Raw genomic sequence first — 16,117 nt, forward strand, 5'->3', positions numbered from 1 at the left:
CTACGCGCGGCGGATGTCGACCACGGTCGGACCGTCGCTCGCCGCGACGTCGACCGCATGCGGACCGGTCACGATGACACCGGCGAGTTCGTTGAGCTCGTCGGGGTCCAGCGCGTCGGCGTCGGACGCCACCACGAGGTGGGTGACCTCCTCCTCGGCCAGCCAGTCCCCGATCGCGTCGGTGTCCGGCGTCGAAACAGTCAGTGCCGCACCCGCGGTGGCCGCGACGAGCACCTCCACGACAGCACCGTAGGAGTGCTGAGATCCGAGGAGCGCGGTGGTGGACTCCGGATCCACCGCACTCTCCCGTGTCACCCGGTCCACATCGGCCGCGAGGTCGTCATAACTGACAGCATCGCCGGTCACCGCGACGAAGGCGGCGTCCGTGCCGGCGAGGTCGCGGGAGCGTTGTGCAGCCGACACCGGCCGTGGCGACTCACCGGAAATCATTGCGGCTGTGACGGAATCGTCGAGGATGAGCCACTCGATGCTCCCGGCGCTCGGGAGCGTGTCGCGGGTCGTGACGCCCACCACGACCTCCGGGAGCTGATGGGGAGGTTCCTCCGAGTTGATCGGCAGCGCCGCGGCTCCTGCTTTGAGGACGGCCCAGGTGGTGATGACGGATTCGACTGAGCGATCCAGCGCGACCGCGACGGTGGTGCCGGGGCCGGCGCCGCGGCTGATGAGCACCCGGGCCAGTTGGGAGGAGCGCCCGTCGATGGTTTGGTAGTCGTATTCGTCCTCGCCGGCGAAGACGGCCGGCGCGTCGGGGGCCTGCTCGACCGAGGCGGTGAGGGCGGGCAGCAGGCCGGTTCCGGGAAGCGCCGAAACCGGTTCGACGGGTTCGAGCCGGCGCGGCTGCACGCGTTCGTCGTCGTCGAAGATGTCGATGTCACCGACGGCGGTCGTCGGGTCGGCTACCAGCGCGGCCAGCACGCGCACCAACCGGCGACCGAACCGCTCGACAGTGGCCTCGTCGAAGAGGTCTTTGGCGTAGGTGAAGCCGGCGGTCATGCCAGCAGCTGCCCCGTCCGCTTCATGGCGTTCCTCGATGGCCAGCAGCAGGTCGAACTTTGCGGTGGCCTCACCGGCATCCACCGCGCTGATCGTCAGCCCGGGCAGCTCCAGATGCACCTGTTCGAAGTTCTGGAACGCCAGGCTCACCTGGAAGATCGGGTGATACGACGCCGACCGGGCTGGGCGCAACGCTTCCACGATCTGTTCGAACGGGATGTCGGCGTTGGCGAACGCGGCCAGGTCGGCCTGGCGACTGGCCTCGAGCAACTCACCGATCGGGGCGTCGGGCTCGACCCGGGTGCGCAGCGGCAGGGTGTTGACGAACATGCCCACCAGGTCGTCGAGGACGCGTTCGCCGCGACCGGCGTACGGGGTCCCGATGACGATGTCGCTGCTGCCCGACAACCGCGCCAGTAACGCGGCCAGACCGGCGTGCACGAGCATGAACACGGTCGAATTGCGTTGCCGGGCAACGGTGGACAATCCGGTGTGAATCTCGGCGGGGATGTCGAACAGCACGGTGCCCCCGCGCATGGACTGCTGCGCCGGCCGTGGCCGGTCGAACGGCAGGTCGATGCGTTCGGGGATACCGGCCAGGCTCTCGCGCCAGAACGCCAACTGCGCCGCGGCCACCGAATCCGGCTCGTCCGGGCTGCCGATCACCCGGCGCTGCCAGATGGCGAAGTCGGCGTAGTCCACCTTCAGCGGCGACCACGACGGCGCGTCACCACCGGTGCGGGCGACGTAGGCGGTGATCAGGTCCCGCGCCAGCGGCGCCAGGCTCGCACCGTCGGCACAAATGTGGTGCACGACGATGGCGAATACATACTCGTCGGCAGGAGCGGAGCCTGCGGAGCGACCAGAAGACACAGGAGCGGAGCCTGCGGAGTGACCAGAAGATTCGGCGGCTTTGAACAGCCGTGCCCGCACCGGCGCGGCCAGGGTCACGTCGAAGCCCTCGGTGACCATGTCCACCACCCGGGCGAACACGTCGGCGTCGTGCACGGGTGACAGGTCGTAGTCGGCGGCGACCTGCGCCAGCGGCAGCACCTGCTGATAGGGCACGCCGTCGGCCACCGGGTAGCGGGTGCGCAGCGGCTCGTGCCGCTCCACCACGTCGGCGACCGCCGCCGCGAACGCGGCGGTGTCCAACTCACCGGTCAACCGGATCGCCATCGGGATGTTGTAGGCCGGCGAGGCGGTGTCGAGCTGGTTGAGCACCCACATCGGCTGCTGCGCCAACGACAGCGGCACCCGCTCGGGACGTTCGGCGCGGGTGATCCGCGGCCGCACCGACCCGGACTCGGCGGCGGCGATCCGCGCGGCCAATGCGGTCACCGACGGGCACTCGAACAGATCGCGCACCCCGACGGTGACGTCGAGGGTCTCGTTCAGCCGCGCCACCGCCCGGGTGGCCGCCAGCGAGTTACCGCCGAGGTCGAAGAAGTCGTCGTCGGCGCCGACCTGCTCGACTCCGAGCAGATCCGCGTACACCGCCGCGACCGCCTGCTCCATCGGGGTCTGCGGTTCGCGGAACACCTTGTCGCTGACGAACTCCGGCGCCGGCAGCGCCTTACGGTCCAACTTGCCGTTGATGGTCAACGGCAACGCATCGAGCACCATGATCGCGTCGGGCACCATGTAGCCGGTGAGGAACTCGGCCACCGATTCCTTGACGTGGCCGGCGTCGATGCTGCGTCCGGTTTCGGGCACCAGATAGGCCACCAGTTGCTCGCCCACCCGATCGTCGGTGCGCACCACCGCGACCGCGGAGGCGACACCGTCGTAGCGCATCAACGCGGACTCGATCTCGCCGAGTTCGATGCGGAAACCACGCAACTGCACCTGTTGGTCGCTGCGCCCGGCGTACTCGAGTTCCCCGCGAGCGTTCCAGCGCCCAACGTCGCCGGAACGGTACATCCGCTCCCCGGGCGCACCGAACGGGTTGGCCACGAACCTGCTCGCGCGCAGCTCGGCGCGACCGAGGTAGCCACGCGACACCTGCGGGCCCGCCACATAGATCTCACCGGCCACCCCGACCGGGGTCGGCCGCAACCGCGAATCCAGCACATACACCGTCAATCCCGGCAGTCCGCGACCGATCACACTGGCCGAGGCACCCGCGGCCAGCTCGGCATCGAGCGCCAGGAACGACACGTGCACCGTGGTTTCGGTGATGCCGTACATGTTCACCAACCGCGGGCTGGTGTCGTCGTGGCGGTCATACCAGCGCGAGAGCTGACCCAGATCCAGCGCCTCACCACCGAAGATCACATGCCGCAACGCCAACGGCACCCCGTTGGACCGTTCGGCCTCGGCGAACTGGTAGAACGCCGACGGAGTCTGGTTGAGCACGGTCACACCCTCACGGGCCACCAGAGCCGCGAACTCGCTCGGCGAGCGCGACGTCACGTAGTCCACGACCACGACCGAGCCACCGAACGCCAACGCGCCCCACAACTCCCACACCGAGAAGTCGAACGCGAACGAGTGGAACATCGTCCACACATCGGTGTCGTCGAACCCGAACAGCGGAGCCGAATTCGTCAGCAACGCAACGACATTGCGATGGCACACCGCCACACCCTTGGGGATGCCGGTCGACCCGGAGGTGTAGATCGCATACGCGACGTTGTCCGGCGTCAACGGCGCCCGCCGCTGCGCATCGGTCACCGGCGCGTCGCTGAGTTGCGGATCGACCTCGTCGACCAACACCACCGGCACCGCAGTGTCGGGCAACTTGCCCGCGTCCTCGCGTCGCGACACCACACACACCGGCGCCGCGTCCTCGAGCACGAAACTCAGCCGCGCAGCCGGGTAGTTCACATCCAGTGGCACGTACGACCCGCCGGCGCCGAGCACGCCCAGCATGGCCACCACAACGTCCACCGACCGCTCCACCGCGATCGCGACCATCGATTCCGGACCCACCCCCGCCTCGATCAGGGTGCGCGCCAACCGGTTCGACCGCGACGCCAATTCCGCATACGTCAACGACACGTCACCGCAGCGCACGGCCGTCGCTTCCGGATGCGCGGCGGCCGCAGCAGTGAACAGGTCGACCAGCGTCTGGTCCGGGATGCTGGCGCCTGCGGTGTTCCAGGCGGTCAACACCTGCTCGCGTTCGGCCGCATCGAGCAGTTCGATGTCACCGACCGCGGTCTTCGGATCGGCCGTCACCGCGGCCAGCACCCGCCGGAACCGGTCGGCGAACGCCGCCATCGACGCCTCGTCGAACAGGTCGGTCGCATACGTCAAGACCGCGGGAACATCGGCGCCAGGCTCGGACTCGGCGACGGTGAGCTGGATGTCGAACTTCGCCGAGGTGGTTTCGATCTCCACGCCGGCAACCGTGAGCCCAGGCAACTCGAAGCGGGTCTGCCCCATGTTCTGGAACGTCAACGCCACCTGGAACAGCGGGTGCCGTGCGGTGGAGCGGGCCGGGTTGAGCACCTCGACGAGGCGCTCGAACGGCACGTCCGCGTTGGCGAATGCCGCCAGATCGGCCTGCCGGGTCCGGCGCAACAACTCCGAAAATGCTTGTCCCGGCTGGACATCCGAACGCAAGACCAGCGTGTTGACGAACATGCCGACCAGGTCGTCGAGTTCGGCCTCCCCACGCCCCGCGATCGGCGCACCGATCGCCACGTCGTCGGTGTTGGCCAGCCGCGCCAACAACACCGCCAACGCCGCATGCACCACCATGAACGTGGTTGCACCATTCGCGGCCGCGACCGCGCGCACCGCGTCGAACAACTCCGCATCAAGGGTGAAGCTGTAGTCACGGCCCTGCTGCGACGCCTCCACCGGCCGCGGTCGGTCGGTGGGGAGGTCGAGTTGGTCGGGCAGTCCGGCCAGTTGGGTGCGCCAGTAGTCGATCTGGCGCGACAGTACGGATTCGGGGTCGGTTTCCTCGCCGAGGACGTGGCGCTGCCAGATCGCGTAGTCGGCGTACTGCACGGCCAGCGGCGCCCACGCCGGGGCGTCGCCGTTGGCGCGGGCCGCGTAGGCGACCATCACGTCGCGTGCCAACGGGCCCATGCTCGAGCCGTCCCCGGAGATGTGATGCACCGCGACGGCGAGCACGAACTCGCTCTCGCTCAGTTCGAACACCTTCACCCGCACCGGCACCGACACCGCCACGTCGAACGGCTCGCCCACAAACCCGGCCACCGCCGCGAACACCTGCGTCTCGTCGACGACCTCGACATCGACGTCGATGTGGGCCTGCTCGACCGGCAGGATGACCTGCACCGGACCCTCCGGGGTCTCCGGATACACCGTGCGCAACACCTCGTGCCGCGCGATCACATCAGCGACCGCCGCCCGCAACGCCGCCAGATCCACCCGACCCGACAACCGCACCGCCAACGGAATCGTGTAGGCGATGGAGGTGGTGTCGAACCGGTTGAGGAACCACATCCGGTTCTGCGCCAGCGACAACGGCACCCGATCAGGTCGCGGCTGCGCCACCAACGGCGTACGCCCCTGCCCCGCCCGCGACTCCGCCAGCGCCGCCAGCCCGGCGACGGTGGGCGCTTCGAACACGACCCGCACCGCGATGGTGGTGTCCAGGGCCGCCCCCACCCGCGCGGTGACCTGGGTGGCCAGCAGACTGTTGCCGCCGAGTTCGAAGAAGTCGTCGTCGACCCCGACGCGGTCGAGGCCGAGCACGTCGGCGAACACCCCGGCCACGATCTCTTCCACCGGGGTGGCCGGGGCCCGGAACGTTTTCGCTTCGAACACCGGCGCCGGCAGCGCCTTGCGGTCGAGTTTGCCGTTGACCGTCAACGGCAACGCCTCCAAGCTCACCCACGCCGCGGGCACCATGTAGGACGGCAGACGCTGTCCGAGTTCGGTCTTCACCGCCGCGATGTCGAGCTCACCGTCGGTGGGGACGAGGTAGGCCACCAGCCGGTCCCCCAACCGCGCATCCTGCACCGCGAGCACCACCGCCTGGGCCACACCAGCCACGGCGTGCAGGGCGGTTTCGATCTCACCCAACTCGATACGGAACCCGCGCACCTTCACCTGAAAATCCGACCGACCCACATAGTCGAGTTCCCCGGCGGGAGTCCAGGCGACCACGTCCCCGGTCCGATACAACCGAGCCCCGGCCACCCACGGGTGGGCGACGAACCGTTCCGCGGTCAACTCCGCGCGGGCGTGATAGCCCCGCGCCAACTGGGCGCCACCCAGATACAACTCACCGGCCACCCCGGGCGGCACCGGATGCAACCGCTCATCCAGCACGAAACACTGCACATTCCACTCCGGGGCACCGATCGGCACCGACACCGTATCGGCGGGGCCGACCGCATGCGCAGTGACCGACACCGCCGCCTCCGTCGGCCCGTACAGATTCCACACCCCGCACTCGGGGTTGACGCTGATCGCGCGCTGCGCGGTCACCGCCGGCAACGCTTCACCGATCGCCAGGACCGCCCGCAACGACACCGGCAGCCGACCCTCGTGCACCCCCAACAAGGCGTCGAGCATCGAGGGCACCACATGCAACAAACTCACCCGCTGCTGCTCCAACAGCGTCCACAACAACACCGGGTCCTGCGGCACCCCCGATGGGGCGAGCACCACCCGCGCCCCACACGTCAGCGCCGACCAGTACTCCCACACCGACAAATCGAACGTGAACGGGGTCTTGACCGCCACCACATCCGTGCCCGACATGGCGTAGAAGTCCTGCACCCACAGCATCTGATTGGCCACCGCGGCGTGCGACACGGCCACACCCTTCGGCCGGCCCGTCGACCCGGAAGTGAAAATCACATACGCCGCGTTCCCCGCGCGCAGCGGCGCCCGCCGCTCCGCGTCCGTTACCGGCGCCGTGTCGAGGCTGTCGAGATCGATGCCCGCCAGCGAATCGAGCACCAGGACCGGGGCGGCGGTGTCGATCACATACCGCGACCGCTCCGCGGGATGATCGGGGTCGACCGGCACATACACCCCACCCGCGACCACGACCGCGTACAAGGCGACCAGCTGATCCAGTGAGCGGCTCATCGCCACCACCACCCGATCCTCCGGCCCCACGCCATGGTCGATCAGCCACCGCGCCAACCCATTGACCCGCCCGGCGAACTGCGCATACGACACCACCGTGCCGTCGACATCCACCACCGCCGGACCATCCCCATGCCCGGCCACCGCATCAGCGAACAGACCGGCCAGCGTCACCTCCGGCACCGGATGCGCCGTCGCGTTCCACGACTCCAACACCCGAGTACGTTCAGCACTGTCGAGCAGGTCGATATCACCCACACTCACGCCCGGATCGGTCGCGACCGCGGTCAACACCCGCACCAACCGCTCCGCGAACACACTCACCGTGTCCGGGTCGAACAAGTCGGTCGCATACGTGACCATGCCCGAAATCCCGGCCGCCGCACCGGTGTCGTCATAAGAATCCGACACGATCCAATGCAGGTCGAACTGCGACAGCGCCAACTCGACATCGACGCCGGCCACGGTCAGCCCGGGCAGCTCGAAGCGGGTGGCGGCCAGGTTCTGGAACGACAAGCCGACCTGGAACAACGGGTGCCGCGCGGTCGAGCGTGCCGGGTTCAGCACCTCCACCAACCGTTCGAACGGCACATCGGCGTGCGCGAACGCCGCCAGATCGGTCTCCCGCTGCCGTGCCAGCAGGTCGGTGAACGATTCCGCGGGGTCGAGTCGGGTGCGGAACACCACCGTGTTGACGAACATGCCCACCAGATCGTCCAGCGCCGCCTCACCCCGACCCGCATACGGGGTGCCCACCGCCACATCATCGGTACCGGCCAACCGGCCCAACAACACCGCCAAACCGGTATGCACCACCATGAACATCGTCGCGTTCTGGGCCTGGGCCACCCGCACCAACCCCGCGTGCACCTGCGCGGGAATCACCACCGGCACCCGGCCACCGGCAAAGGACTGCCGCACCGGCCGCGGCCGATCCGCCGGCAGATCCAACTGATCCGGCAACCCCGCCAACTGCGACTTCCAATACCCGATCTGCCGCGACAACAACGAGGCAGGGTCGGACTCCTCACCCAACACCCGCCGCTGCCAAATCGCGTAATCGGCGTACTGCACCCCCAACGGCGCCCACCCCGGCGCCTCACCGTCAGCGCGCGCCGCATACGCGCTCATCACATCCCGCGCCAACGGCCCCATCGACGAACCATCACCGGAAATGTGATGCACCGCCACAGCCAACACATAATCGTGCGCACCGAGCCGGAACAACCGCACCCGCAACGGAATCTGCGCAGTCACATCGAACGGCGCCGCCACGAACTGGGCCACCAACCCCACCAGCTCGTCCTCGACCGCGTCGACCACGTCGACATCCACCCGCGCCTGGTTCGCCGCCAACACCACCTGCACCGGACCCTCAGGAGTTTCCGGATACACCGTGCGCAACACCTCATGCCGCGCCACCACATCCGCAACCGCCGCAGTCAACGCCGCCACATCCACCGCACCGGTAAGACGCACCGCAAACGGAATCGTGTACGCCGCCGACTCCCGATCGAACCGGTTCAAAAACCACATCCGCGTCTGCGCCAACGACAACGGAATCCGATCCGGCCGCTCCTGCGGAGTGAGTTCAACGTGGCCTTCACCCGCCTGGGATTCCGCCCGAGCGGCCAACGCGCTCACGCTGGAGGCCTCGAACAGCATCCGCACGGGAATCCGGGCATCCAATGCGGCACCGATGCGCGCCGTCACCTGTGCCGCGAGCAGCGAGTTGCCACCCAACTCGAAGAAATCATCGTCCGCGCCGACCCGCTCCACCCCGAGCACATCCGCGAACACACCCGCCACAATCTCTTCCACCGGCGTGGACGGCGCGCGGAACTCGCGCGCAGCAAACACGGGCTCCGGCAAAGCCTTTCGATCCAGCTTGCCGGAAGCGTTGAGCGGCAGCGCATCCAACACCACGAACTGCGACGGAACCATGTACGCCGGCACGCGGCTGCCGAGTGCCGTACGGATCGAGTCGATCTCGATACTCTGCCCGGACGCGGCCACGAGGTACGCCACCAGCTGATCGCCGAGCGCCGACTCGCGGTGCACCACGGCAACTGCTTCAGCAACGGCCTGCTGGTCTCGTAGCGCGGCCTCGATCTCGCCGAGTTCGATGCGCAGACCGCGCAACTTGACCTGGAAGTCGGTGCGGCCCAGGTACTCCAGCTCGCCTTCGGACCGCCACCGCACCAGGTCACCGGTGCGGTACATCCGCGCACCCGGCGTCTCGGCGAACGGATCCGCGACGAAACGCTCGGCGGTCAGGTCGGCACGCTCGAAGTAGCCGCGCGCCACCTGCACACCGCCCAGGTACAGCTCGCCGGCCACCCCGATCGGCACCGGACGCAACCGCGAATCCAGCACCAGTGCAGTGGTATTGGCTACCGGGAGACCCATGGGGACGTTCGCCGGATCGGTCGGTGCCGCCTGATGCGCGGTGGCGTGCACCGTCGCCTCGGTCGGTCCGTACAGGTTGTGCACGGCGAGATCGGGCTTCAAGGCCCAGACCGCGCGCACTGTGGACAGCGGCAATGCTTCACCGGCGATCAGCAACGCGCGCAACGATTCCAGTTCTGTCGCCGCTGCAGTGGTCGTGAACACACTCAGCATCGACGGCACGAAGGACGTCATCGTCACCGAGTGCTGCGCGATGACCGCGGCGAGGTACGCGGGGTCGCGATGTCCGTCCGGTGTTGCCACCACTGCACGCCCGCCCGTCAGCAACGGACCGAAGTACTCCCAGACACTCACGTCGAAGGTAAACGGCGTCTTGACCAGCACCACATCGGCTGTGCTCAGGCCGTATTCGGCAGTCAACCACTGCACTTGATTGGCCATGGCGCCGTGCGGCACCGCCACACCCTTCGGCCGGCCGGTCGAGCCGGACGTGAAGATCACATAGGCCGTGTTCGCGAGGCGCAGCGGTGCGCGACGATCGGCGTCCTCCAGCGGTGCGTTCGAATAGCCGGACAGATCAAGAGAATCCAGCTCGGTCAACACCACCGCGGGCGCGGCCGTATCGAGCACGTAGCGGTTGCGCTCTTCGGGATGGTCCGGATCCAGCGGCACGTAGGCGCCGCCAGCCGCAAGCACCGCGTGCATCGCGATCAACTGATCGACCGACCGCCGCATCGCGATCGCGACCCGATCCTCGGGTCCGACGCCCGATTCGATCAGCCAGCGCGCCAAACGGTTGACGTGTGCCGACAATTCACCGTAGCTCAGCTCTTCGCCGTTCGGGCCAACCACCGCGAGCGAGTCCGCATACCTCGCGGCCGACTGCGCAAACAACGTGGGCACTGTAGCGGTTTCGTACGCGGCAGCCGTGTCGTTCCACTGCTCGAGCACCAGTGCGCGCTCGGCACTGTCGAGCAGGTCGATGTCGCCGACCGTCACTTCGGGATCCGCGACGACCGCCGTCAGGACCCGCACCAGGCGGTTCACAAAGCCAGTGACCGTGGACTCGTCGAACAGGTCGGTGGCGTAGGTCAGCGTGCCCTCGATACCCGTCGGGGCGCCGTCGTCGCCGTAGGTGTCGGTAACTGTCAGGTGCAGATCGAACTGCGACGTCGCCAAATCGACGTCGAGTCCGGCTACCGCCAGCCCGGGAAGCTCGAAGTGCGTGGTGCCGAGGTTCTGGAAGGCGAGCAGTACCTGGAACAAAGGATTGCGCGCCGTCGAACGGGTCGGGTTGAGCACCTCCACCAACCGCTCGAACGGCACATCGGCGTTCGCGTACGCGGCCAGGTCGGTATCGCGCTGGCGGGCAAGCAGTTCGGTGAACGGCTCCGTCAGGTCCAGCTGCGTGCGGAACACCACCGTGTTGACGAACATGCCGACGAGGTCATCGAGCGCGCTGTCGCCACGGCCCGCGTACGGCGAGCCGATCGCGAGGTCGTCGGTGTTGGCCAGTCGCCCAAGTGCCACGGCAAGTGCCGTGTGCACCACCATGAACAGCGTCGCGTTGTGGGCGTGGCCCAATTCGGCCAGGCGAGCATGCAGTTCGGCATCGATCTGCACGGGGACCCGCGCACTCGCGAAGGACTGTTGTGGTGGCCGCGGCCGGTCCGACGGCAGGTCCAACTGCTCCGGCAGCCCGGCCAACTGCTCACGCCAATACCCGATTTGCTTGGCCAGCAACGATTCCGGATCGGATTCCGAGCCGAGAACCCGACGCTGCCAGATGGCGTAATCGGCGTACTGCACCGGCAGCGGTGCCCAGACCGGAGCGTCGCCGTTGACGCGAGCGGCGTACGCCAGCATGACGTCGCGCGCCAGCGGCCCCATCGACGAGCCGTCACCAGAGATGTGGTTGACCGCGACGGCGAGCACGAATTCCACCGCACCGAGCTCGAAAACCCGCACCCGCAGCGGTACCGCGGTGGTGACATCGAAAGGCGCACCGATGAACTCGGCCAGCACCGCGAACAGGTCAGCTTCCGACGTGGGCACAACGTCGACGTCGATCATCGCCTCGGCTGCGGGCAGGATCACCTGCACGGGACCGTCCGGCGTCTCCGGGTAAATGGTGCGCAACACTTCGTGTCGGGCCACCAGGTCTCCCACGGCGGCCCGCAACGCGGCGATGTCCACCTGGCCCGACAGCCGAACCGCCAGCGGGATTGTGTACGCGGCGGACTCGTTGTCGAAGCGGTTGAGGAACCACATCCGGTTCTGTGCGAGCGACAACGGAATCGGTCCGCTGCGGTCCTGCGGTGTCAGCGCGACCCGGCCCTCGCCGGCATGCGAACCGACGCGTGCCGCCAGCGCGGAGACTGTGGACGCCTCGAACAGGGTCCGCACTGGGATCCGGGTGTCCAGCGCCTCGCCGACCCGTGCGGTGACCTGGGTAGCGAGCAGCGAGTTTCCACCGAGGTCGAAGAAGTCGTCGTCTGCGCCAACGCGTTCCACGCCGAGCACGTCGGCGAACACGTCGGCCACGATCTCTTCCACCGGCGTCGACGGCGCGCGGAAGTCCTTGGTCTCGAATACCGGTTCCGGCAAGGCCTTACGGTCGAGCTTGCCGCCGACCGTGCGCGGGAACGTGTCCATCGCGATGATGGAGCGCGGAATCATGTAGGGCGGCAGCCGGTCGGCCAGCCACTCTTCGATCTGCGCTCCGTCGGCAACCTGCCCGGCCTTGGGCACGACATACGCCGCGAGGATGTCGCCGGTGGCGGCCTTGTAGCCGATGACGACGGCCTGGTCGACCGATTCGTGCGCCCGCAACGCGGCTTCCACGTCACCGAGTTCGATGCGGTAACCGCGGATCTTCACCTGGAAATCGCTGCGGCCCATGTAGTCGATGAAGCCTTCGGGCGTCCAGCGCACCACATCGCCGGTTCGATACATGCGCTCACCAGGACGGCCGTAAGGCGACGCGACGAACCGGTCGGCGGTCAGTGCCGCGCGGTTGTGGTATCCGCGGGCCAACTGGGCGCCGATGAGATACAGCTCGCCGGCAACGCCGACAGGGACCGGCTGCAGCCGGGAGTCGAGCACCGCGCATTGCACGCCGCGGGTCGGACCACCGATGGTCACGCGCTCGCCACGTGCGAGGGGCCCCGCCACGTTGGTGACGATCGTCGATTCGGTGGGCCCGTAGGCGTTGAAGAACCGCCGCTGGCCGGTGGGATCTGTGTTGGCCCACTTGGCCACCAGCGTCGCTGGCACCGCCTCGCCGCCGGCCACGACGTCGAGAAACTCGTCGAGTCCGCTCGGGTCGACCGATTCGAGCGCGACGGGCGTGATGATGGCGTGCGTGACTCGTTGTTCCTTGATGAGCCTGGCCAACTCGTCGCCACCGTAGACGGTGGGCGGCACCACGATCATCGTTCCGCCCGGCCCGAGCGCGAGCAGGAATTCCATGACCGAGAGATCGAAGCTTGGCGACGCGAAATGCAGCACCCTGGCCTCGGCCGAGATGTGGTACCGGTCCCGCTGATCGATCATGAAGTTGATCAGACCGGTATGGGTCACCACGACGCCCTTCGGCCGACCGGTCGAGCCCGACGTGAAGATCACATACGCCGGGTGAGCCGTCCGGAGCGGTCGCACCCGATCCGCGTCGGTGACCGGATCCCTTGGCATCGCGTCGATTTCGGCCAGGAACGCCGGGTCGTCGAGCATCTTCCAGTCGATGTTGTCGGGTAGCCCGTCGCGCACCGATGAGACGGTGAGACCGATTCGTGCGCCGCTGTCGGAGAGCATGTCGGCGATGCGCTCACGCGGGTGTCGCGGGTCGATCTGGGCAAACGCCGCACCGGATTTGGCGACGCCCCACACGGTCAGGATCGACTCGACGGAGCGGGGAACGGTGGTGGCGACGAGGTTCTCCGGCCCCATGCCCTGGTCAATCAGCCAGCGACCCAGTTGGTTCGAGCGCGCATCGAGTTCGCGGTAGGTGACCTGGTTGTCCCCCATGACCAGCGCGAGCCGGTCGGGGTCGTAACTTGCCGCCGTCGTGAGCAGATCGGCGAGCGTACGCGGCGGGAGTGCCGGTGCGCCAAGCCGTTGCAGCAAGTCCGCGCGTTCGGTGGGGTCGAGAATATCGATATCGCCGACAGCGGTTTCCGGGTCCGCGACGAGCGCGGTGAGCATCCGGACGAGGCGCTGCACGATCGATGCCACCGTGGACTCGTCGAAGAGGTCGGTAGCGTAGATGACCTGACCACTGATGCCGTTGGGCGCGCCGTCATCTGTGTAGCTGTCGGCCACCATGAGTTGCAGATCGAACTCGGTAGCAAGCGAATTCGCGTCCAGCGTCTCAACGGTGAGCCCCGGCAATTCGAAGCGTGCCTGCCCCATGTTCTGGAAGCCGAGAATGACCTGGAACAGCGGGTGCCGGGCGGTGGAGCGGGCCGGGTTGAGCACCTCGACGAGGCGCTCGAACGGCACGTCCGCGTTCGCGTAGGCGGCGAGGTCGATATCGCGCTGCCGGGCAAGCAGATCGGTGAACGATTCCCCGGCCTGCAGCTGGGTCCGGAACACGATCGTGTTGACGAACATGCCGACCAGGTCGTCGAGCGCGGCGTCACCGCGACCGGCGTACGGCGTGCCGATGGCGACGTCGTCGGTGTTGGCCAGTCGTGCCAACAGCACCGCGAGGGCGGTGTGCACCACCATGAACAACGTCGCGTTGTGCTGCTGCCCCAAACGTATTAGCTCAGCATGCAATTCGGCGTCGATGTCGATCGACACCTTGCCGCCGGTCAGCGACTGCCGGGCCGGTCGGGGTCGGTCGGTGGGGAGGTCGAGTTGGTCGGGCAGTCCGGCCAGTTGGGTGCGCCAGTAGTCGATCTGGCGCGACAGTACGGATTCGGGGTCGGCTTCTTCGCCGAGGACCTGACGCTGCCAGATGGCGTAGTCGGCGTACTGCACGGCCAGCGGCGCCCATGCCGGGGCGTCGCCGTTGGCGCGGGCCGCGTACGCGACCATCACGTCCCGTGCGAGGGGCCCCATGCTCGAGCCGTCGCCGGAGATGTGATGCACCGCGACGGCGAGCACGAATTCGTTGTCGCCGAGTTCGAACACCTTCACCCGCACCGGCACCGCCACCGCCACGTCGAACGGCTCGCCCACAAACCCGGCCACCGCCGCGAACACGCCGGCGGGGTCGACGTCCTCGACATCGACGTCGATGTGGGCCTGCTCGACCGGCAAAATCACCTGCACCGGACCCTCAGGGGTCTCCGGATACACCGTGCGCAACACCTCGTGCCGCGCGATCACATCAGCAACCGCCGCCCGCAACGCCGCCAGATCCACCCGACCCGACAACCGCACCGCCAACGGAATCGTGTACGCAATCGAGGTGGTGTCGAACCGGTTGAGGAACCACATCCGGTTCTGCGCCAACGACAACGGCACCCGATCAGGTCGCGGCTGCGCCACCAACGGCGTACGCCCCTGCCCCGCCCGCGACTCGGCGTGGGCGGCGAGCCCGGCCACGGTGGGGGCTTCGAACACCACCCGCACCGCGATGGTGGTGTCCAGCGCCGCCCCCACCCGCGCGGTGACCTGGGTGGCCAGCAGACTGTTGCCGCCGAGTTCGAAGAAGTCGTCGTCGACCCCGACCCGGTCGAGGCCGAGCACGTCGGCGAACACCCCGGCCACGATCTCTTCCACCGGGGTGGCCGGGGCCCGGAACGTTTTCGCTTCGAACACCGGCGCCGGCAGCGCTTTGCGGTCGAGTTTGCCGTTGACCGTCAACGGCAACGCCTCCAGGGCGACCCACGCCGCCGGCACCATGTAGGACGGCAGACGCTGTCCCAGCTGCGTTTTCACGCTCGCAATGTCCAGGGTGGTACCTGGTTCGGGGACGAGGTAGGCCACCAGCCGGTCCCCCAACCGCGCATCGTGCACCGCGAGCACGACCGCCTGGGCCACACCGGGCACGGCGTGGAGGGCGGTTTCGATCTCACCCAACTCGATGCGGAACCCGCGCACCTTCACCTGAAAATCGCTGCGCCCGACGTAGTCGAGTTCACCGGTGGCAGTCCAGGCGACCACGTCCCCGGTCCGATACAACCGGGCCCCGGCCACCCACGGGTGGGCGATGAACCGTTCCGCGGTCAACTCCGCCCGGTCGTGATAGCCCCGCGCCAACTGGGCACCGCCCAGATACAACTCACCGGCCACCCCGACCGGCACCGGATGCAGGCGCTCGTCCAGCACGAAACACTCGGTGTTCCACTCCGGGGCACCGATCGGCACCGACACCGTATCCGCAACGGTGACCGCATGCGCGGTCACCGACACCGCCGCCTCCGTCGGCCCGTACAGATTCCACATCCCGCAGTCCGGGTTGACGCTGATCGCGCGCTGCGCCGTACCCACCGGCAACGCTTCACCGATGGCCAGGACCGCCCGCAACGAGACCGGCAGTCGGCCCTCGTGCACCCCCAACAACGCCTCGAGCATCGAGGGCACCACATGCAACAGACTCACCCGCTGCTGCTCCAACAACCCCCACAACAACACCGGGTCCTGCGGCACCCCTTGTGGGGCGAGCACCACCCGCGCCCCACACGTCAGCGCCGACCAGTACTCCCACACCGACAAATCG

The 16,117-nt window shown here is 67.9% G+C and carries 1 protein-coding gene (only partly in view); it reads right to left on the reverse strand.

Annotated elements, in window-relative coordinates; translation table 11 throughout:
- A protein-coding gene (locus tag FOS14_RS01950; protein ID WP_143768554.1) for a non-ribosomal peptide synthase/polyketide synthase crosses the window boundary here: on the reverse strand, window positions 1-16,117 show its 3' portion. It continues 14,783 nt past the right edge of the window; only the last 16,117 of its 30,900 coding nucleotides appear in the window; its start codon lies off the right edge, out of view; its stop codon occupies window positions 1-3.

It is taken from the genome of Skermania sp. ID1734 (assembly GCF_007489285.1).
GTDB lineage: Bacteria > Actinomycetota > Actinomycetes > Mycobacteriales > Mycobacteriaceae > ID1734.